We start from the raw sequence: 19,241 nt of genomic DNA, 5'->3' as shown, positions 1-19,241 counted from the left end.
AGGACGTCCCCAGGGGTGACCTCTCGGTCAGGAGAGCTTGCCGCCGTAGTCCGGGAGCTTGAACGTGCGCTCGGCGTGGCCGCCGACCAGGTCGGTGGTGTTGTTGCCGATGTTCGCGATGATCGTGTAGCCCTTGGCCTCGATCTCCGCGCGCTTCTCCGTCTTGTACGCGCTGACCTCGGCGAACAGGTCGGGCAGCGAGCGCACGTACAGCCCGTCGACCGGGTAGCCGGCCTTCCGCAGGTTCCAGTCGGTGAGGGAGTGGATGATGCCCGGCCGGGCGGTGACGAAGAAGACGTCCACCCCGCGGTCGTGGGCGTCCCGGACGAGGTCGCGCACCTCGGCGATCGCCGGGGTGGGCAGCTCCCAGAACGGGTGGAAGTCCGTCTCCAGGGAGCTGTTGTCGATGTCCAGGACGATCGCCTGCTTCTCGCGGCCGGCGTTCCCGGACCGCTCCTCGACGTACGGGCGGGCCTCGGCGACGACGGTCGCCACGTCACGGAGCCAGGTCCGGTAGTCGACGTCCTTGAAGGCCGCGGTCGACGTGCTGTGGCTGTCCGGGTCGGCGGCGGAGGCGGTGGGCGCGGGGCCGACGACGAGGAAGGCGGTCAGTGCGAGCGTGGCGGTGGTTCCGGCGGCGGCGCGCCTGCGGAAGGGCGTGGCGGGCATGGGGGGCTCCTTGGTCGACCGGCTCAGGACTTTGGCATGCTCGCGCTCAATACTGGACAGTAGGCAACGAGTTGGCTACCGGTCGGTAGCCACTTTCTGAGCGGACGACGAAGCCCCCCGGTCCGGAGGACCGAGGGGCGGACGCCGAGCGTCGGGTGATCAGCCGAGACGGCCCTGTACTCCCGAAGCTGCCACGAAGTGACAAGTAGCTCTCAGTAGTCGACCTGACGTACTGCTGCCAGGGCCTCAGCGTTCTGCCCCTGGTCAACCGGGTGGCGGGCTGTGATCGCACGACGGGCGGCATCCCAGACCGCCTCGAATTCTTGCGCGGTCAGTTGATCGGGTTCGTGCCCCTCCCACTGTGAGACCGGGAGCCCAGCGGTAACCCCGAACGTCCTTTCGTGCTCGGTCAGACCCCCTGCCTGCTGGGCACGCTGCCATTCGTCCAGGGACGCAGCCGCAATCGGAGTCAGCTCGGAACCCTGGAGTTCGACCTGTCGGGTCACCCAGCCGCTGGCGTCGACCTCGAAGTAGAACCAGATGGCTTCCTCGTCCCAGAAGCACCGCATCCACGTCGTCACCGGTCGGCCTGCCTCTGCGACAGGGCAATGCGGCGCCGTACGAGATCGACATCCATGATCTTCACGGTGAGAGCGTCGCCGACCTCGATGACGTCCTGTGGCGATTGATCCAGTTCGTCGGTGTGCACGAGTCCCCCGAGGCCGTCCTCTCGGTCTTCGATGCGGACGAAGACACCGAACGGCACGATCTTGGTGACCGGCCCTGTGACCACCTGGCCAATCCTCTGTGCTACCTGCGGCCATGGGTCTTCCTGCACTGCTCGAAGCGACAGCGGCACTCGCTCCCTGACCATGTCGACGTCGAGGACCTCAGCTGTCACCTCCTGGCCGACGCTGACGACGTCGGACGGGTGGTTGAAGGGACGCCAGGAGAGTTCCGGAATGTTGATCATCGCGGTGAAGCCGCCGATGTCCACGAAGGTGACGCCGAAGCTGGCGATGGTCGTCACCGAGCCGGTGACGACCTGGCCGCGGCGCAGGGTCTTCAGGAACGCCCAGTCCCGGTCGCTGGGTGTCGGGTCGGTCTGCCAGCGCGCGCGGAGTACCCCGTCGCTGTCGGGCAGCACAGCGGTGAACAGCGGAAGATCTTCACCCGCGTACATGGATACGACGCCGGCAGCACGCGCGCTGGCAAGCTGGGAGGTCACGTCCTCGAACTGGGTCTCGTCCACGACCGTGCTGGTGATCTGCCCGTCTTCCTTCTCCCAGATGATCTCCACTAGCCCTTCGTCGGGCAGGGCAGCCACGGCCGTGTCGACGTCGGTGAGCAGGTCCGGCCAGACGGTCAACTGTGCGCGTGGGTTCAGCTGGGAGCGCACGGTCTTGATGTTGTCGCGGCTCAGGCGGTGCCACCGGGTGGCGTTGAAGGCGAAGGTCTCCTCCAGGAACGTGGCGCGGTGGGCGCTGACGGTCCAGCCAACGCGGGCCCAGAAGTCGGCGTCAGCCGGGCGCTGCACGTATGCGGGGTCGTCGGGGGTGAAGTCGTACGGCGATACGTCCAGGCGTTGCGTGAACAGGCCGAGTGCTCGGGTGCGGGTCAGCGCGGCTTCGCAGGGCCGGCTGCTGCCGAGGTAGAGGTACTGGTCCCAGCCGACGTGCACCGTGAACTCTCCATCGACCTCAAGCCGGCACCAGGCGCCGTTGTCGCGGAGCATCGCCCGGACGAGTTCCAAGCTGACGTCGATCGGCACCAGTGCGCCGTCGTGGAACCCGGCGGGGCCAGCGGGGAAGAGGCCGGCCAGGCCGTGGCCTTCGACCGGTGGCTCCAGGCCGAAGTGGGCGAAGCCTGCGAGCTGCGGCTCGCGGATGGCCAGCTGGTCGACGCCGCTGTCCTCGGCGAAGGCGGCGACGGCCTGTAGGTAGGCGGCTTCGACCGGCCCGTGGTCGCTGGTCGTGTCCTCGGTGCCGGCGTAGTGGCCGTGCTGGTCGCGATCGGCAGGGTCGTACTTGGTGACCTGATAGATGTAGGGCAGCACGTCACTGCCCGCCGGGAGTCGACGGCGTGGCTGCGTTCTGGTGGCGTTGAAGGACGCGGTAGACCGTGGCGCGGCTGACGGAGAAGAGCTCGGCGAGGTCGGCGATGGTGTGCTCGCCGGACTGGTGCTGCTGGACCAGGTGGCTCTGCTGGCGGGCGGTGAGCTTGGGCTGCTTCCCCTTGAGTTTGCCCTTGGCCCGCGCCACCGCCATGCCTTCACGGGTGCGCATGCGCAGGAGATCGACCTCGAATTCGGCGAAGGTGGCCAGGATGTTGAAGAACATCTTGCCCATCGGGTCGGCGGGGTCGTAGAGGGTGCCACCGAGCGAGAGCTTGACGCCGCGGGCGGTGAGGGAGTCGCCGATGTCGCGGGCGTCGGGTACCGAGCGCGCAAGGCGGTCGAGCTTGGGAACGACGAGGGTGTCGCCGGCGCGGACCGCCGCGAGGGCCTGGGCCAGGCCGGGCCGGTCGCGGTTGGTTCCGGTCAGCCCGTGGTCCAGGTAGATCCGGTCCTCCGGGACGTCCAGGCTGATCAGGATCTCGTGCTGGGCGGTGAGGTCCTGCTTGTCCAGACTGCATCTCGCGTAGCCGACGCGTTCACTCATGCCCGGAGCGTACGGTAAGCCCCCGCTCACCGCACAGATCACCGGACACCCTAAATGAGACACCGTCAGCCCAGGTGGATCCTCTCGGCCGGGCAAGATCACGATAGTTCGTTGAGGGTTCCCCAAGCGGACACACCCGACAGCCTCGGTCAGGGCCCTGACGCGGTGGCCACCGGCGCCTTGACGAGATCCGCGAGCGGCACCGTCGACCTGCCTCAGCTCCCACTGCGGAATCGTGCCGCGCTGCTCCGCCTCATGAGTCACAACACGTCAGGCGTGGAACTGGCCGTTGCGGTACTCCTCGCGCGGCAGCGAGTCCCATTCGGTATTGGCGCCGTCGCGCGTCACCATGAACAGGGGACGCGATCGAAGGACTTGCCCGACGAGTTGCCCGCGCATCACGACCCCCGGATCATCCGGTCCTGCGTAGCCCTCGGGCGTGTAGCGAAAGTGCCCGTCCACTGCCTCGGCATACGCGATGGCGTCGCACTCCAGCTCCGACAGGTCTCTTCCGACAAGCGTGAGTCCGTCGTACGCGACCTGGGGACCGTGCACGGCGTCGGCAGCCACGCAGAACAGCCCTACAGCTTGACTCACATATGCCGTGACGGCAGGCGGAGAAGGGGCCACGCCCCGACGGTGGACCTCGATCTTCCACGTCGGCGAAAAGATCGCATGGTCCCGCGCCAACTCGCTGACGCTCGACTGGCCGAGCATCTCAACCGCCTCGACCACTTCGTCGACGGTCATACCGAACCGGAGCGGTCCGACGCCGACGGCCGGCGAATAGGACCACTCGTCCCGTTCGGCGCTTCCGGCATCCGCTTCGGACTTGAACTGCATAGTCGCCCCTCTGGAGACAGCTGAGACTTGCGCTGATTGAACAGGCAGGGAACGAAAGGATCAAGGTGCCGTCGCATCCTCGGTTCGCGCGGAGTGGTCCTGCGGGGTGCGCTGGTGCGGGAGGAGCGGGCCGAGGTGCAGGTGGCGGCTCATGTCCAGCTCGAACCTGCCGTAGGGGTTGACGTGTGTCCAGAACAGCGGTGAGAGGCCGCGCCGGTCTGCATCGGTGAGCTTGTTCGCCCACTTCGGCTCGGCAAGGACTTCTTGGACCAGGAGCGTGTTGACGTGGACCAGGGCCGATTGGAGGAGGTGGAGAGCGAGCATCGAGATCTCCTGGCTCTCCTTGTCCTTGCCGGTCAGTTCGCCGTCCTTGCCGTAAAACAGGTCGTGGTTCGCGCTGTTCCAGTTCTCGACGACCTGCAGTCCTTCGTCGATTTCCCGGCGCAGGTCGGCGTCGGCGAGGTAGTCGCAGATGAAGGCCGTGCGCACGGCCCGCCCCAGCTCTTCGATGGCCCGGTAAGTGGGGTGCTTGGGCCCGCCGCGGGTGAACCGGCGCAGGACCTGCTCGGCCTCCGCGGTGCCCAGGCGCAGGGCGGTGGTGTATTTGACGATCTGGTCGTACTGCTGGCGGATCAGCTCCCAGTCAATCGTCTTGGTGGACAGCACCGGGCCCAGCTGGGGCCACTGCTCGTCCTCGCCGGCGGCGGGGCGGTACAGCCGAGCCGAGCCGACGTTCTTCAGCCTGGGGAGCAGGCTGAAACCGAGCATGTGCGCGAACGCGAACCCGACGATGGAGGCGCCGTGGGTGTCGGTGTACTGCCGGTCGACCTCCATGTCGGTGCAGTGCCGTAGCACACCCTCGATCATCGAGGCGACCTCGGACGCCGAGCAGTGCTTGAGCTGGGAGTAGATGCACACCGACTTGCGCTCAACATGCCAGTAGATCATCACGCCGGGGCCCCGATAGCGCTGGTGCCACTCGGTCATGAAGTTGCTGGACCAGGCGCCGAACTTGCGACTGTCGGAGGCGCAGGCGGTACCCGCGCCCCACCAGCCCTCGTCCCTGGCAGCGAAGGTGTTGTTGACGAGCTTGACCAGCGCGGACCTCATGTTGGTCCGGTTCACGAACAAGTGCCGGATCCGGCGCAGGACCGCCTCGGACTCGCCGTGCTTGCCGGTGGCCACCACCCGCTTGATGCCCATGTTGGTGCCCAGCGCGAACAGCACCAGGAGCAGCCGGCGCCGCAGGACGTCACGTGGGACCGCCTCGCGCGAGGCTACCGAGGCGAACTCGGAGGTGAATCCGGTGGCAAACTCGGCTTCCTTGAGGATGTCGATCAGGTCGATCGTCCCCCAACGGCGCTGGATCTCGGCCTTCAGGGCGACCAGGTTCTCCGGCTCCTCCTGCTTGGCCAGCGGGGACACCTTGATCCACGGCTCGCCGTGCCGCTTGGTGATCTCCACCCCGCCCGTGGTCCCCAGCTCCAACGCGGTGTCGAAGCCCGTGAGAGCGTCGCGCAGCCGCCTCTGCAGGGCGGCGATGAACTCCTGCGGGTCCTGCGGCTGACGGATCGCCGAGTAGTGCACGTCCCGGTTGTCCTCGAAGTCCGGCGGCAGATCGTCCTCCGGATTACGCCAGCGGTTCGCCCCGGCCACCCAGACCTCCCGCCTGCGCAGCGCGTCCCGCAGGCTGACCAGCACGCACAGCTCGTAGGGGATGCGCTCGACCCGGCCCTTGTCGTCCACCACTGCGGCCCGCCACTGCTTCGGGCACCACCCCCTCCAGCGGCACCCTCTCCTCCGCGTCGAAGAACGCCCCGTCCTTGATCGGCTGGTCCAGGTAGCGCTTGAGCAGATCGATCGCGTCCATCACCGGCCGGTAAGCGGTGTTGTTGCTCTTCAGCTCCCAGGCCGACAACAGCGGCGAGAGCATCCGCCGCCAGTGCGCCGAGTACGAGGATCGCAGCACGGTGCGGATCCGCGCCTTGTACTTGGCCTCGTTCGCCGCCGCCTCGGCCGCCAGCGCCTTGAGCGTCTTTTCCCCGCCGACCACCGGGAAGATCACCTTGCGAACCGTGCCGGACGGCTCGGCCAAAGCGGCCTCGGCGACCCGCAGCATCATCGCCTCCTTGCCGCGGACCTTCTTCAGCTCCCTGACGAACTCGCCCTCAACCTTCTTCTCGGCCCGCGTATTGATCTTCTGCACCAGTTGAATGAACAGGTCGACCAGCGAGTCGGTGATCTCGCTCTCGCGCACGTGGCACAGCGCCGCCAGCAGCGTGTACCGCACCGGGCCCGGCGCCGCGACAAGGTCGGACGGGTACTCCTTCGCCGCTCGCGCCCGCCACGCCGACACCAGCCTCTCCGAGCACTCCCCGAACAACTCCGGCGGCAGCTCCAGCTGCCGGACCCGCTGCAGCTTGTTCACCTCCGTCAGCAGGCTGTCCAAGCCCAGCGCGCCGGGGTCCGCCTTCAGCTCGGTGAAGAACGTTCGGCCCCCGCCCACGCTGCCCTCATACCCGTCGTCCACGGCCACCAGGTCATCCAGCCGGGACCGCGAGGCAGCGGACAACCGCTCCACCGTTGTCGCGCAGAACCCCTCCTCGAAGGTGTTCACCGCCGAGGCGACCAGCCGCGTCACCCTCGCTGGTGCCGGCGGCTCCAGACGATCGTTGCGGCACCGCGCGACCACCGCCTCAGCCAGCCGGTCCCGGTTCAGTTCCACCGGGCACAGCTCCGCCGCCAACCACTGCGCGAGCTGGACCTGGTCCTCCTGCGTGCACTCGCGGAACCCGAACGCTGCCCGGACCTCCATCCGGTGCCGCTTGATCGCCCGCCCCGACCAGTCGTAGGCGCCCCACTCCTTGGCCGGCACCTTCACCTGCTGGGCCACGTACGACACCGCCGCCGACGGGACTTCCGCCGCATCCTCCGGAAAGCGCCTCCACCTCGAAGAACTTCAGCAGCAGCGCGAAGCCCAGCCGGTTGGCTCCCGACTTGTTCCGAAGCCGCTCCTGGTCCTCCTCCAGCAGCGTCCAGACCTCGATCAGATCCTCCGGTTCCCACTCCCGACGCACGTCCCCGCTCCTCTCCTTGATCACCACAACGCGACCAAGGTGACGCGAGTACAACAGAGTCAGGGTCAGAATGCCGGAAACCAGGACAACAGGCCGTCAGATCGGCTACAGAGAGCTACTTGCCACTTCGCGGCAGCTTCGGGAGTACAGGGCCGAGACCGGGACCCCGCACCGGGATGTGAGTGAACGTCGGCTCGGGGGTCGGGTTCTGGAAGAAGTCGTTCGGCTTGTTCATTTCATAGGGACTCTCATACGATCCGACGCATGATCTCTAACCCGAGGGTCCTGGGCGCCGTCCGACTGTCGATCCTGAAGGACGACACGACGAGTCCCGAGAAGCAGCGCAATGCCGTCGACCACTGGGCGGTGGGGCCCGCCGTCGACGGGCGGGTGGTGGGATGGGCTGAAGATCTGGACGTGTCTGGAGCGATGCACCCCTTCAAGCGCCCCGGCCTCGGCCCCTGGTTCAACGAACGCGCCGACGACTGGGACGTGTTGGCCGTGTGGAAGCTCGACCGCCTCAGCCGGAAGGCCGGGCACTTCGCCGAGGTCTTCGAGTGGTGCCAGAAGCACGGCAAGGCCATCGTGTCCGTGACCGAGGGCATCGACATGTCCACCCCGATGGGGAAGATGTTCGCCCAAATCATCGCGGCCTTCGCCGAAGGCGAGCTGGACACCATCCGTGCCCGCGCGCTCTCCGGGTCGGCTGCACGGAAGGCGAAGGGGGTGTGGATCGGCGGCGTGGAGCCGTACGGCTACCACTTCGAGCGCCAGGAGGACGGCGGAAAGAAGCTCGTACAGGACGAGACCTATGCGGAGCTGTTCCGGGAAATCATCGGGCGACTGAAGGGCGACTGGACGGCCTACAAGATCGCGCTTGATCTGAACAAGCGCGGAGTTCCTACGTGGCGGGACCACCTTCGGATCGTTAAGGAAGAAGAGTCGAGGGGAATTGCATGGACCGCCAATGCCATTCGAGCCATCATCATGAATCCGACCGTCGCCGGCATCTATACCCACAAGGGTGAGAACGTCGTCGACGAGAATGGTGAGCATGTCCAGATCACCGATCGTCCCCTGATGGATTTTGCGGAGTGGTCGGAGTTTGTGGCCGCCCTCAAGAGTGACCGTCCCGTGCGACGGGCGACGCCGTCGCGGTCCATGCTAGGGGGTGTGGCCATCTGCAATAACTGCAAGGGTCGCATGTCGTCGAACAAGAAGGTCAAGACCAACGGGCGAGTACACCACTACTACAGTTGCAACAACGTGAACATGGGTACGTGTCCCTATCCCAGCCGTATTCGGCGGGACCTTCTGGATATGGCCGTTGATCAGTTCGTGAATGTGACCCTTGGTTCACTTCCTGTCATGGAGCGGGTGAAGAACTCCATCAGTCAAGCCAAGACCGAGCTTGCCGAATCCGGGGCCACGCTCGACAGGCTGGAGTCGGATTACCGGGCCGGACGATACAAGACTGACGTTCAGATCGAACGGTACTGGATTCAGCACGAATTTCAGTCCGCCAAAGTGGAGCGTCTGAGAGGGGAGATCAAGGCCGCCGAGTCTGCCCCTGCGTGGAGGGAAACCGGCCGATCCTATGCCGAGGAATGGGCCGCTAAGGATGATGAGCAGAAGCGCGTATTTCTGCAACGGCACGGGATGACGGTAACTGTCGGAATCGCCGAAGACGAAAGTCGGCGCGTAACCTGCAAAATGCCTGAGCTGGCGGAGATCGCCGAGGAGACCGGGCTTCACGTTCCCGAAGGGTACGTGTGGACGGAGCCCGTTTCTGAATACACCTTCCCGGCGCGAATTCCCTACACGCGAAAGTAGATCCCGAGTCGGGTGTATAAATGCCCCCGCTGCGATTACGCGGCGGGGGCATTTTCATGTCTCGTCATGGGCTGCCCTGGCATTTCTTCGGTGGCAGGGCAGCGTTTAAACGGTCTTCTTGCAACCGCCAGGGGTGCCGCTGTAGACAGAGTCCTCAAGCAACGATCGAGGGACATTGATTGATTGGCTTTGGTCCTACTAGGCCGGCTGCGCTTATGCCCCCGCCCCCGAAAGGGGAGCGGGGGCCTTTTCGCATTCCCGTACCGGGCGTGAAGAAGCCCCGCCCATCTGCCACGGGGGAACGACAGACGGACGGGGCTCGAAGGGGGCGACGTTCTCGGCCGCGCGCTCGATATGTGCGTGTACGACTCGAAGGGTCCCATCCTGATCAGAACGTGGGACGGAACGGCCTAAGATGCAGTTTCGGCGGCGCAACCCATCATCGTCCAAAGGGCTAGGAGATAGCTACCCATTGGGAAATCACCCGTGATGGCTGCTGCGGCGGATGCCGCAAAGATCAAGTTGCAAAGGCTCGGTGGAGTCAAGTCACCCGGCACCCAGTTGCCAGATTCGATATTTTTGATCTTCGCTGTCAGAATTTCAGCTTCCCTGTGGCGGCTCTCCATGAGGTCGGAGAACGCTTCCGTGAGGGCCTGGAGGAAAGCCTCAGGAGTGGCGAGGCGCTGATCCGTATCTTGACGTTCGGTGCCCTGCGGCAGGATCGTTGACACTCTGGCTTTCACTTCTTCGATGTGAGTGTTAATCACATCCTGAAGAGGCTTCACCACTTCACTATCGGCCACATGGAGCCAGCCCTCAAGGATCTCACTCCGTGCCATGTAGGCAAGCTCGCCGATCTCCGCCACGCTTAGCTCTGAGCCTTGCAGCGTCCTCGTCCAAAGCGCGTCGGCGCTGATCACCCTAACTGCCCTGATTGCGTAGTCCTGAGCACTGATTTCCTCGATAACCCCGACCACGGTTCGCCCTCCAGGTTTGCTGCGCCCTGGAGTGAACGGTAGAACTACTAGCAAGCTTTCCGCGTGCTGCATGCGTCGTTAGAGTGAAGGGGCTGCGTGGGCTTCAAGCCCTTCGGAGTACAGAACCCCCGAGAGAACCGGGGGCTCTGTGCGTAACCAGGCCAGCTGTCATCGGGATTTCGACCCTTGATCACGACGGTTACTGATCCGCAGACGACCTTCACGGCACGCGTGCAGATCAGCCAGCAGGCGCTGACAAGCTTCCGCCGAGGAGGCTTCACCATCCGACGGGCCTTACCTTTCGGTTACGCACTGCGGACATGAAACCTTTCCTGCGTGGTTGCACGCGTCGCATCCCTTGAAGCCCAGGCAGTCGCCACACCACGCGACACGGTGGCCGAAGCACGTTGCGCAGACCGTGGAGATATCGGTCAGCCAGGCGACTAGCCCCGGGCGCCCGAAGTTGGCGTAGCCAGTCCGCCCCGCCCGCTTCTTCGGGCGATCGGGGGCCGTTGTCACTGGCTCTCCCGGTGCGGGTGAGCACGTACTTTGCGGGAGGCTTCAAAACGCTTCGACGCATCGCCGCCCTGCTTTGCCCGCTCTAACTCCCGCATAGCTGAAGCGCATTCACGACAGCCCGCCACGGGGTGTGCTTCGTACAGCCATGCGTCTATGGGGAGATCGATAGGGGGTTCCGGGTTTCGCTGTTGGGTGCTCACACCACCACCCCCCACACGGCCGTCGCCGGGAGTCTTCGACCCTTCCCCACGAAGTAGTGGGGGTGGTTGCTGATCTCTCGATTCGCGCCCGCCACGGCCTGAGCCACGCCAGCTTCCCGGGCCATCCCACGGGAAGCGGCGAGAGCGGCGCACGTCATGCACCCTTCGACGCCGAACGGCTCCAACTCGTTCTGGGGCGCCGGTCTGTTCCCCGTTTCAGCGTGCGGCTTTCCTTCAAGCATCGATTGCCCCTCGGCTCCATGACTGTCGTGTCAGGGTGCCGAAGAGCTGTCGTGAGAGGCGAGGATTATTGGCGTGGTCGGGTAAACGATGCCGACCACTCGGCGAGGAGTTCCCGGCAGCCGTCACCGAAGAGTGCGTATCCCTCGTATCGACTGAAGTCTTCTCGGTAGGCCGTAACGTCGCGGTGGTCTCGAAGGATCAACGCGCCCGTGCCTGTTTCCACGGTGGCTAGCCGCCTGTCGTAGACCGTGAATGTGTTGAGCGGCCTTTCGGGCACATGTCCACTCAACGGGATTACGCCTAGCCGGACGTTCGGAAGGCGTGAGACGGACACAAGCCGGTCAAGCTGCATCGCCATCGCCATGGGGGGAAGTAGCGGCCATCTCGCCGCCTGCTCAGTGAGGATGAACGTGAACGACTTCGTGGAGTCGTAGAGAACCTGTTGCCGCTCTAGCTTTCTGGCAATGGTCTTAGCCTGGTCTCCGGGAACGTCGGCGATGCTGGCGCGCACATACTCGGGCGTGGCCAGCAGGCCGGTAATCATCGAGAGCAGGAAGAATCGGAACTCGGTCGAGACTGCTTCGAGCTTTGCCAGCTCATTCTGCTTCTTGTCCAAGCCTCGACGGCGAGAGGACCAGTGGTCTTGCCACTCGGTGTTTGCTGAACGGGCTAGAGCGAGAAGCCTATCGGCCTCCGGGCCGGTAGCTTCGAGTGCCTCTAGGATCAGCTCGATGTCAACCATGGCGGGCGTAAGCTTGCCGCCCTCGATGTTGCTGATCTTGGTTTGTGACATGTTGCAGCGGCGGGCGAGCCAGGTTTGAGTCTTCCCGGCTCGCTTCCGCGCGCTACGAAGTGCTTCTGCTAGGTCTGACCTTGACTGACCTAGCCTCTCGGGCTCAAACGTCAATGCCCTTCACGTACTCCTGGAACGGGACTGATTCGGCTACCGCGATTCGCTGGTACTCGATGAACGGGGAAACGTCCCCCTCGAAAACCTCGCGGCTGATCTGCCTGCCATCGAGGTGGTAGTTCATGAGTACCACCTCAACGCAGTCGAACATCCAAAAGTCTTGGACGCCTTCTAGGGGGTTGGCCCGGTTGGTTACATCGAGAATGCGAATCTGTTCCCCTGCCAGGGCGTGAGCCGCGTAGTACTGGTGGAACTCGAATCTGAGGTACTCGGAGAGCGGTCGCGTGACGACGTGTACGCGTCCCTGCGTGCGCCCCTCGGCAACCTGCCGGCGAAGCCGGTCGGTGTATTCGTTCGCCACCGTGTGAGGGTTTACGCGGGCACCATTGCGCCACGCCTCGATTTCCTCGAGCTCTTGCGGCATGAGGTATTGAGGGAGAGTTTCGAGACGCCACGCTTCCTGCTGGAAGCCCTCAAATCGCGCCGCCCACGATTCACCAGCCAAGAGCACGAATGGCCTCCCTCAGGATGTGCTCGGGGATCTCGACGAGCCCTTCGCCGTTCGGCGGCGTGAAGGCGTCGGACACGTCGCCCTGGACCACGAACGAGCCGGATGCGGTCCGGTAGACGTTGGGGCAGTCGTCCTTTCCGCAGTTGCCGTTTCCGTTGCCGGTGAGCCGGGTCAGTTCCTCGCGGGCCATGCTGAAACCCCCTTGTGTCTGGCCCCTGTTGGGGCCCTCGGGCAAGACGTTACGGACGCGCGCGCCGAGGATCTACGCGGTCACGCGAATATTCGCGTAGTCGGGTAGACCGAGGCTCGCGGGCGTGATCGCCCTGCCGTCGGCACGGTTGCGCCCGGCGCCTGTACGCGGTTCGCGCCGTCAGAGGCAAGGGGAGAGCCCCCGACGCTGGCCGGGGGCTCTGGGTGGGCTCAGGGGGCGTCTCAGGCGAGACCGGGGCCCCGAACCGGGATGGTGGTGAAGGTCGGCTGAGCCGGTTCCTGCGAAGTGAAGAAGTCGTTGCCCTTGTCGTCCACCACGATGAACGCCGGGAAGTCCTCGACCTCGATCTTCCAGACCGCCTCCATGCCGAGCTCCTCGTACTCGACGACCTCGACCTTCTTGATGCAGTCCTGCGCGAGACGCGCGGCCGGGCCGCCGATCGAGCCGAGGTAGAAGCCCCCGTGGGCGCCGCACGCGGCGGTGACCTGGCCCGAACGGTTGCCCTTGGCCAGCATGACCTTGGAGCCGCCCGCCGCCTGGAACTGCTCCACGTACGAGTCCATCCGGCCGGCCGTGGTCGGGCCGAAGGAACCGGAGGCGTAACCCTCGGGGGTCTTCGCGGGGCCCGCGTAGTAGACCGGGTGGTCCTTCAGGTACTGCGGCATCTCCTCGCCCGCGTCCAGGCGCTCCTTGATCTTGGCGTGCGCGATGTCGCGCGCCACGACCAGCGGGCCGTTGAGGGAGAGACGGGTCTTGACCGGGTACTTGGTCAGCTCGGCGAGGATGTCGTCCATCGGCTGGTTCAGGTCGATGGTGACGACGTCGCTCTCCTCGGAGAGGTGCTCGTCCGTGGTCTCCGGCAGGAAGCGCGCCGGGTCCGTCTCCAGCTGCTCCAGGAAGACGCCCTCGGCGGTGATCTTCGCGACGGCCTGGCGGTCGGCCGAGCAGGAGACGGCGATGGCGACGGGCAGCGAGGCGCCGTGGCGGGGGAGGCGGACGACGCGGACGTCGTGGCAGAAGTACTTGCCGCCGAACTGCGCGCCGATGCCGATCTTCTGCGTCAGCTCGAAGACCTTCTCCTCCAGCTCCTTGTCGCGGAAGCCGTGGCCCGTCTCGGCCGAGCCCTCGGAGGGCAGCTCGTCCAGGTAGTGCGCGGAGGCGTACTTCGCGGTCTTGAGCGCGAACTCGGCGGAGGTGCCGCCGACGACGATCGCCAGGTGGTACGGCGGGCAGGCCGCCGTACCGAGCGAACGGATCTTCTCCTCCAGGAACTTCATCATGCTCGCCTCGTTGAGGACGGCCTTCGTCTCCTGGTAGAGGAAGGACTTGTTGGCGGAGCCGCCGCCCTTGGCCATGAAGAGGAACTTGTACGCGCCGCCGTCGGTCGCGTACAGCTCGATCTGCGCGGGCAGGTTCGAGCCGGTGTTCTTCTCCTCCCACATGGTCACCGGGGCCATCTGCGAGTACCGCAGGTTCAGCTTGGTGTACGCGTCGTAGATGCCCTTGGACAGGGCCTCCTCGTCGCGGCCCGGGGTCAGCACGTTCTGGCCGCGCTTGCCCATGACGATCGCGGTGCCCGTGTCCTGGCACATGGGCAGGACACCGGCGGCGGCGATGTTCGCGTTCTTCAGGAGGTCGAGCGCGACGAACTTGTCGTTGCCCGACGCCTCCGGGTCGTCGATGATCCGGCGCAGCTGGGCCAGGTGGGCCGGGCGCAGGAAGTGCTGGATGTCGTGGATCGCCTCGGCGGCCAGCGTGCGCAGCGCCTCCGGCTCGACCCTGAGGAACGTACGGCCGTCGGCCTCGAAGGTGGAGACACCTTCGGAGGTCACCAGGCGGTAGGGCGTGGTGTCCTCTCCCAGGGGGAGCAGATCGGAGTACGAAAACTCTGGCATGGGGGCCATTCCTCACTCGGCAAGACGGCGCACCGCCTCCGTTGGCAGTGCGCCCTCCAGCGTAGAACGCTGGCCGGGGCGCGGTCCTGTGAGGTAAGGCTCACTTGGGACCGCGACCGCGCCGGAGTGGCGCGTTCGCGTCTTCGTCCACAGGCCTCGGCCCCGCCCCCTGGTCGCGATCTATCGCGTTTCGCTAGGCTGGCTCCGTGGACCTCGAAAAGCAGCCCGAACCCGAACAGCAGCCGCAGTCGCAGCGGCAGGTCTCGCCCGCCGAGACCGCCCCCGCGGAGACCGTCTTCGCCGACCCGCAGGGCTCGCTGCGGGCCTCGGACGCGGACCGGGACCGGATCGCGGACATCCTCAGGGACGCCCTGGCGGAGGGGCGGCTCGACCCGGAGGAGCACTCGGACCGGATCGACGCGGTGTACCGGGCGAAGACCGTCGGGGAACTGGAGCCGATCGTCCGCGACCTGCCGGGCGCCCGGACCCACCAGGAGTCCGTGCCGGATTACGGGTACGGCCAGGACGGCGCCGAGGGACCCCCGGAGAACCTCGTCGCGATCTTCTCCAGCAACACCCGCCGGGGGCGCTGGCGGGTGAGCCGCCGGACGAACGCCTTCGCGCTCTTCGGGAACATCGAGATCGACCTCACCGAGGCGATCTTCGCGCAGCGTCTGACCACCATCAACGCCACGTCGATCTTCGGCAACGTCGAGGTGCGGGTCCCGGAGAACATCAGCCTGCGCGGCAGCGGCAGCGGGATCTTCGGCAACTTCGAGGTCGTCACCCTGGAGGGAGTCGACCCGCAGGCCCCGATCGTCGTCATCAACGGCTACTCGGTCTTCGGGAACGTCGAGGCGCGGCCCAAGCGCGGCAAGTGGATCACCGATCTCCAGGACCGGCTGCGCAAGCATCTCGGCCACTGACCCCGGCCAACTCCCGGTGACTTCCGGTGACTTCCGGGTGTCCGATCAAGGACTGACCGGAATTCGCCGTCGGGTATCCGCAGTGCGGAACGGGGCGGCACGCAGTGCATAGGCGCGCGCACAGCGGGTAGGGCTGGTGCATCGCCGCTCTCGCGAAGCCGTCGTCAGGAGTAGACCGTGCTGCAACTGCCGCATCAGCCCCTCCAGGTCGCCGCCGTGCCCCCTCGGCGCGCCCCTGCCCGGGAGGACGAGGCCGGCCCCTGGCACGCGGAGGCGGTGTGCCGCCGGGACGAGGCGGGACTGTTCTTCGCCCCCTCCAAGGAGCCGACCGCCGCGCGGCTCGCGCGTGAGGCGGCGGCCAAGCGGGTCTGCGGGCGCTGTCCCGTGATGGTCGAGTGCCGGGAGCACGCGCTGCTCCAGCCCGAGCCGTACGGCGTATGGGGCGGGCTCACGGCGGCGGAGCGCCGTGTCGCCCTGGCCCGGCGCCGGCGCCGCGAGGTGGAGCTGCGGAAGGCGGCCGCGACCGACCGGATCGCGCAGGCGGGCTGACGGGACCGACGGGAGCGCGGACACGTCCGTCGTTCCGTACGGGAAGGGGCGCCCCCACCGCACATGGGGGCGCCCCTCTTCGTACCGTCCCGTTCCGTGGCCTCGACGGCCACGGAACGCTCCCGCGCTCCGGGCGCGGACCGGTCAGTTCGCGCGATCGAAGTCGATCTTGCTGTAGGCGCGCAGCTTCGAGAGCCGGTGCGTGGAGTCGATCTGGCGGATCGTGCCGGACTTGGAGCGCATCACCAGCGACGAGGTCGTCGCGGTCTCCGAGCGGTAGCGGACGCCGCGCAGCAGCTCGCCGTCCGTGATGCCGGTGGCGACGAAGAACACGTTCTCGCCGCTGACCAGGTCGTTCGTGGACAGCACGCGGTCCAGGTCGTGACCCGCGCCGATCGCCTTCTGACGCTCGGCCTCGTCCTTGGGCCACAGCTTGCCCTGGATGACACCGCCCAGGCACTTTATGGCGCAGGCCGAGATGATGCCCTCGGGCGTGCCGCCGATGCCGAGGAGCAGGTCCACGCCGGTGTTCTCGCGGACGGCCATGATCGAGCCCGCGACGTCACCGTCCGTGATGAACTTGATCCGGGCGCCGGTCTCGCGGATCTCCTTGACGATGCCCTCGTGGCGGGGGCGGTCCAGGATCACGACCGTGACGTCCTCGGGGGACATGCGCTTGGCCTTGGCGACCCGGCGGATGTTGACCGAGACGGGCGCGTCGATGTCGACGAAGTCGGCGGCCTCGGGGCCGGTGACCAGCTTGTCCATGTAGAAGACCGCGGACGGGTCGAACATGGTGCCGCGGTCGGCGGCGGCCAGGACGGCGATCGCGTTGGGCATGCCCTTGGCGTTGAGCGTGGTGCCGTCGATCGGGTCCACGGCGATGTCGACCTCGGCACCGGTGCCGTCGCCGACCCGCTCGCCGTTGAACAGCATCGGGGCTTCGTCCTTCTCGCCCTCCCCGATGACGACGACGCCGTTCATCGAGACGGTGGAGATCAGCGTCCGCATCGCGTTGACCGCGGCGCCGTCCGCGCCGATCTTGTCGCCGCGGCCGACCCAGCGGCCGGCGGCCATGGCGGCGGCCTCCGTGACGCGGACCAGCTCAAGGGCGAGGTTGCGGTCGGGGGCCTCGGGCGAGACCTCCAGCTCGGACGGCAGGGAGTGCTCGGTCATCGGAGCGCACCTTTCTGTACGGCGACGGCCGTGAAGAAAAAAGAGGGTGCTGCGACTCTATCGGTACGTCGACAAAATGAGCAGAGGGGCCCACGTATGAGCACAACACCATGATGCGACCATGGGGGGCGTGGCAGGTATGCGAGGCAGGCAGACGGTACGCGGGATGTTCCAGTCCCTCGGGGTGATCTTGGTCGCCGCGGGAGTGATGTATCTCTTCATTCCGCACGATGAGAGCGCCGAACCGGTCAAGGCGAAGGACTACCGGGTCGAGCTCCTGACGGCTCAGCGGGCGGCACCGTATCCGGTGCTGGCCCCCGAGGGCCTCGGCGAGGGCTGGAAGGCGACGGTCGTCTCGTACAAGCGCGAGAACTCCAACGCCTGGCAGCTCGGTTTCCTCTCCCCGGACACCCAGTACGTGGCGATCCACCAGTCGACGGCGGCGCCGGGCACGTACGTGCCGGACGTCACCCACCGGGCGAAGAACACCGGGAAGACGCAGACGGTGGCCGGCCAGGTCTGGCAGCGCTGGGAGGGGCCGAAGTACGACGCCCTCGTCCGGGTGGACGGCGGGGCGACGACGGTGGTGACCGGCACGGCCTCGTTCGAGCGGCTCGCCGAGATGGCGGGCTCGCTCCAGTCGAAGAAGGTCTGAGACACGATCGATCCGCGGCGGGCCCGGAGCGGGTTCCGCGGCGGGTCCGGACAGCGCTACGGGAAAGGCCCCGCACTCGGGGAGTGCGGGGCCTTTCGTGTGCCGTCCGGCGGGTGCCGTCGGCTCAGACGGTGGTGACGACCTCGTCGTAGGACAGGCGCGGGGCGCGCGGGAACCAGGCGTCCTCGCCCGGCTTGCCGATGTTGACGACCATCAGCGGGGTGTGGTCGGCGTCCAGGAACTCCTTCTGGACGCCGGCGAAGTCCAGGCCGGTCATCGGGCCCGCGGCCAGGCCGGCGGCGCGGACGCCCACGATGAAGTACGCGGCCTGGAGGGCGCCGTTCAGGACGGCGGACTGCTCGCGGACCGGACGCTCGGCGAAGAACATGTCCTTGGCCTGCGGGAAGTGCGGGAGCAGGGCCGGGAGCTCCTCGTGGAACTCGTTGTCGGCGGAGAGTATCGCGACGAGCGGCGCCGTGGCGGTCTTGGGCCGGTTGCCCTCGGACATGTGCTTGACCAGGCGCTCGCGGGCCTCGGGGGAGCGGACCAGGGTGATGCGCAGCGGGGTCTGGTTGAAGGCGGTCGGGCCGTACTTCACCAGGTCGTAGATCGCCTGGATCTGCTCGTCGGTCACCGGCTCGTCGGAGAACGTGTTGGCGGTGCGGGCCTCACGGAAAAGGAGATCCTGAGCGGCGGCGTCAAGGGCGAGAGACATGCTGCGTACCTTCCGGACTGCAAAACGGGGGCTCGCTCGTAGAGCTTCAAGCGATGTCCTCGACAGTACGCCGATGATTGGTGAAACTTCAACTAATCCATCCGGATAGTGATCCGCTTCACTTGGGAGTCTACGCCGGACCACGACGGGGCCGGGGGCGGGACCACGACCGGCCCGGGGCGGGACCGCGACGGGGCTGAGGCGGGACCCACGACGGGAACGGGGACGGGGCCGGGGGGAGAGAGACCGGCGCAGGGTCACGGGTCCCGGGCCGGAGCCGGTGCGACAGCGCGAGCCGGGGGGCCGGAACCACCGCCGCTCGTCCCGGCCGGGACGCGGCTACTCGTCCCCGTCGCCGCCCGCCGTGTCCGTCTCCTCCGCCGCGCGCTCCGCCGCGAGCGAGGCGTCCAGCCGGGCCCGCGCCCCCTCCAGGCGGCGCCGGCAGACCTTCGCCAGCTCCTCGCCGCGCTCCCAGAGCGCGAGGGACTCCTCCAGGGACGTCCCGCCCGCTTCGAGCCGCCGCACGACCTCGATCAGCTCGTCGCGCGCCTGCTCGTACCCGAGCGCCGCCTCGTCCGTACCCGTTGCCGCTGCCATCTGCCGCTCCACCCTCCGTGTCCGGTTCCCACTCATGTCTTCGGCGAACCGGCCCGCGCCGGTTCGAGGTCCCGC

Annotated in this window: 19 protein-coding genes; 4 read left to right on the top strand and 15 right to left on the bottom strand. The window is 66.7% G+C overall.

Going from position 1 to position 19,241, the window contains the following annotated elements; all coding sequences use genetic code 11:
- Positions 1-27 precede the first annotated feature (27 nt).
- The 7 genes from ACH4MY_RS32805 to ACH4MY_RS32775 form a co-directional block, all read right to left on the bottom strand.
- Positions 28-669, bottom strand: a complete 642-nt coding sequence (locus ACH4MY_RS32805; RefSeq protein WP_398007701.1) for an HAD family acid phosphatase — start codon at positions 667-669, stop codon at positions 28-30.
- A gap of 212 nt (positions 670-881) precedes the next feature.
- Entirely contained in the window at positions 882-1,238 is a 357-nt protein-coding gene (locus ACH4MY_RS32800; protein ID WP_398007909.1) for a hypothetical protein, read from the bottom strand.
- 8 nt (positions 1,239-1,246) lie between these two features.
- A complete protein-coding gene (locus ACH4MY_RS32795; RefSeq protein ID WP_398007699.1) occupies positions 1,247-2,725 on the bottom strand; it encodes a S1 RNA-binding domain-containing protein in 1,479 nt (492 codons plus the stop codon).
- Between the two features lies 1 nt (position 2,726).
- Positions 2,727-3,329 (bottom strand): recombinase family protein, encoded by a 603-nt coding sequence (locus tag ACH4MY_RS32790; protein WP_398007697.1) that lies wholly within the window; start codon positions 3,327-3,329, stop codon positions 2,727-2,729.
- A 270-nt stretch (positions 3,330-3,599) separates the two neighbouring features.
- Positions 3,600-4,172, bottom strand: a complete 573-nt coding sequence (locus ACH4MY_RS32785; RefSeq protein WP_398007696.1) for a hypothetical protein — start codon at positions 4,170-4,172, stop codon at positions 3,600-3,602.
- A 60-nt stretch (positions 4,173-4,232) separates the two neighbouring features.
- A complete protein-coding gene (locus tag ACH4MY_RS32780; protein WP_398007694.1) occupies positions 4,233-5,921 on the bottom strand; it encodes a Tn3 family transposase in 1,689 nt (562 codons plus the stop codon).
- A complete protein-coding gene (locus ACH4MY_RS32775; RefSeq protein WP_398007692.1) occupies positions 5,803-7,065 on the bottom strand; it encodes a DUF4158 domain-containing protein in 1,263 nt (420 codons plus the stop codon). Before ACH4MY_RS32775 ends, ACH4MY_RS32780 begins: the two co-directional genes overlap by 119 nt.
- Before the next feature lie 448 nt (positions 7,066-7,513).
- Between ACH4MY_RS32775 and ACH4MY_RS32770 the strand changes: the two genes are divergently transcribed.
- On the top strand, positions 7,514-9,082 hold the full coding sequence (locus ACH4MY_RS32770; RefSeq protein WP_398007690.1) for a recombinase family protein: 1,569 nt from the start codon (positions 7,514-7,516) through the stop codon (positions 9,080-9,082).
- 410 nt (positions 9,083-9,492) lie between these two features.
- Here ACH4MY_RS32770 and ACH4MY_RS32765 read toward each other — a convergent pair whose 3' ends face one another.
- The 5 genes from ACH4MY_RS32765 to ACH4MY_RS32745 all read right to left on the bottom strand — a co-directional run bounded on the left by ACH4MY_RS32765 (position 9,493) and on the right by ACH4MY_RS32745 (position 14,548).
- Entirely contained in the window at positions 9,493-10,131 is a 639-nt protein-coding gene (locus tag ACH4MY_RS32765; protein WP_398007688.1) for a hypothetical protein, read from the bottom strand.
- Between the two features lie 954 nt (positions 10,132-11,085).
- Complete coding sequence (locus ACH4MY_RS32760) at positions 11,086-11,928, bottom strand: helix-turn-helix domain-containing protein (protein WP_398007686.1); 843 nt, start codon at positions 11,926-11,928, stop codon at positions 11,086-11,088.
- Entirely contained in the window at positions 11,918-12,442 is a 525-nt protein-coding gene (locus tag ACH4MY_RS32755; RefSeq protein ID WP_398007684.1) for a DUF6879 family protein, read from the bottom strand. The genes ACH4MY_RS32760 and ACH4MY_RS32755 overlap by 11 nt, the downstream gene beginning before the upstream one ends.
- On the bottom strand, positions 12,426-12,632 hold the full coding sequence (locus tag ACH4MY_RS32750; RefSeq protein WP_398007683.1) for a hypothetical protein: 207 nt from the start codon (positions 12,630-12,632) through the stop codon (positions 12,426-12,428). Before ACH4MY_RS32750 ends, ACH4MY_RS32755 begins: the two co-directional genes overlap by 17 nt.
- 242 nt (positions 12,633-12,874) lie before the next feature.
- Positions 12,875-14,548 (bottom strand): fumarate hydratase, encoded by a 1,674-nt coding sequence (locus ACH4MY_RS32745; RefSeq protein WP_398007681.1) that lies wholly within the window; start codon positions 14,546-14,548, stop codon positions 12,875-12,877.
- A gap of 206 nt (positions 14,549-14,754) precedes the next feature.
- Between ACH4MY_RS32745 and ACH4MY_RS32740 the strand changes: the two genes are divergently transcribed.
- Positions 14,755-15,474, top strand: a complete 720-nt coding sequence (locus ACH4MY_RS32740; RefSeq protein ID WP_398007679.1) for a DUF1707 domain-containing protein — start codon at positions 14,755-14,757, stop codon at positions 15,472-15,474.
- A gap of 177 nt (positions 15,475-15,651) precedes the next feature.
- A complete protein-coding gene (locus tag ACH4MY_RS32735; RefSeq protein ID WP_398007678.1) occupies positions 15,652-16,023 on the top strand; it encodes a WhiB family transcriptional regulator in 372 nt (123 codons plus the stop codon).
- A 144-nt stretch (positions 16,024-16,167) separates the two neighbouring features.
- Here ACH4MY_RS32735 and glpX read toward each other — a convergent pair whose 3' ends face one another.
- Positions 16,168-17,199 (bottom strand): class II fructose-bisphosphatase, encoded by a 1,032-nt coding sequence (gene glpX / locus ACH4MY_RS32730; RefSeq protein WP_398007677.1) that lies wholly within the window; start codon positions 17,197-17,199, stop codon positions 16,168-16,170.
- 121 nt (positions 17,200-17,320) lie between these two features.
- Between glpX and ACH4MY_RS32725 the strand changes: the two genes are divergently transcribed.
- Positions 17,321-17,854: a DUF4245 domain-containing protein gene (locus tag ACH4MY_RS32725; protein ID WP_398007676.1), complete on the top strand. Its 534-nt coding sequence runs from the start codon at positions 17,321-17,323 to the stop codon at positions 17,852-17,854.
- A gap of 124 nt (positions 17,855-17,978) precedes the next feature.
- Here ACH4MY_RS32725 and ACH4MY_RS32720 read toward each other — a convergent pair whose 3' ends face one another.
- Positions 17,979-18,569 carry a malonic semialdehyde reductase gene (locus tag ACH4MY_RS32720; RefSeq protein WP_398007674.1) on the bottom strand — a complete coding sequence of 197 codons (591 nt, stop codon included), beginning with the start codon at positions 18,567-18,569 and terminating at the stop codon, positions 17,979-17,981.
- Between the two features lie 339 nt (positions 18,570-18,908).
- A complete protein-coding gene (locus ACH4MY_RS32715) occupies positions 18,909-19,166 on the bottom strand; it encodes an exodeoxyribonuclease VII small subunit (protein WP_398007672.1) in 258 nt (85 codons plus the stop codon).
- Positions 19,167-19,241 lie beyond the last annotated feature (75 nt).

The sequence above is a fragment of the Streptomyces sp. NPDC017246 genome (assembly GCF_044331325.1).
In the GTDB taxonomy this organism is placed as follows: Bacteria; Actinomycetota; Actinomycetes; order Streptomycetales; family Streptomycetaceae; genus Streptomyces.
The sequence above is the reverse complement of the archived record's forward strand: the minus strand, read 5'-3'. Positions and strand labels throughout refer to the sequence as shown.

What these genes read in the sequence shown, in the direction of transcription:
- ACH4MY_RS32805 (WP_398007701.1), bottom strand. Translation starts at nt 669, where the DNA reads ATGCCCGCCACGCCCTTCCGCAGGCGCGCCGCCGCCGGAACCACCGCC.
- ACH4MY_RS32800 (WP_398007909.1), bottom strand. Translation starts at nt 1,238, where the DNA reads ATGCGGTGCTTCTGGGACGAGGAAGCCATCTGGTTCTACTTCGAGGTC.
- ACH4MY_RS32790 (WP_398007697.1), bottom strand. Translation starts at nt 3,329, where the DNA reads ATGAGTGAACGCGTCGGCTACGCGAGATGCAGTCTGGACAAGCAGGAC.
- ACH4MY_RS32785 (WP_398007696.1), bottom strand. Translation starts at nt 4,172, where the DNA reads ATGCAGTTCAAGTCCGAAGCGGATGCCGGAAGCGCCGAACGGGACGAG.
- ACH4MY_RS32770 (WP_398007690.1), top strand. Translation starts at nt 7,514, where the DNA reads ATGATCTCTAACCCGAGGGTCCTGGGCGCCGTCCGACTGTCGATCCTG.
- ACH4MY_RS32765 (WP_398007688.1), bottom strand. Translation starts at nt 10,131, where the DNA reads ATGCAGCACGCGGAAAGCTTGCTAGTAGTTCTACCGTTCACTCCAGGG.
- ACH4MY_RS32750 (WP_398007683.1), bottom strand. Translation starts at nt 12,632, where the DNA reads ATGGCCCGCGAGGAACTGACCCGGCTCACCGGCAACGGAAACGGCAAC.
- ACH4MY_RS32745 (WP_398007681.1), bottom strand. Translation starts at nt 14,548, where the DNA reads ATGCCAGAGTTTTCGTACTCCGATCTGCTCCCCCTGGGAGAGGACACC.
- glpX (WP_398007677.1), bottom strand. Translation starts at nt 17,199, where the DNA reads ATGACCGAGCACTCCCTGCCGTCCGAGCTGGAGGTCTCGCCCGAGGCC.
- ACH4MY_RS32725 (WP_398007676.1), top strand. Translation starts at nt 17,321, where the DNA reads ATGGGGGGCGTGGCAGGTATGCGAGGCAGGCAGACGGTACGCGGGATG.
- ACH4MY_RS32720 (WP_398007674.1), bottom strand. Translation starts at nt 18,569, where the DNA reads ATGTCTCTCGCCCTTGACGCCGCCGCTCAGGATCTCCTTTTCCGTGAG.
- ACH4MY_RS32715 (WP_398007672.1), bottom strand. Translation starts at nt 19,166, where the DNA reads ATGGCAGCGGCAACGGGTACGGACGAGGCGGCGCTCGGGTACGAGCAG.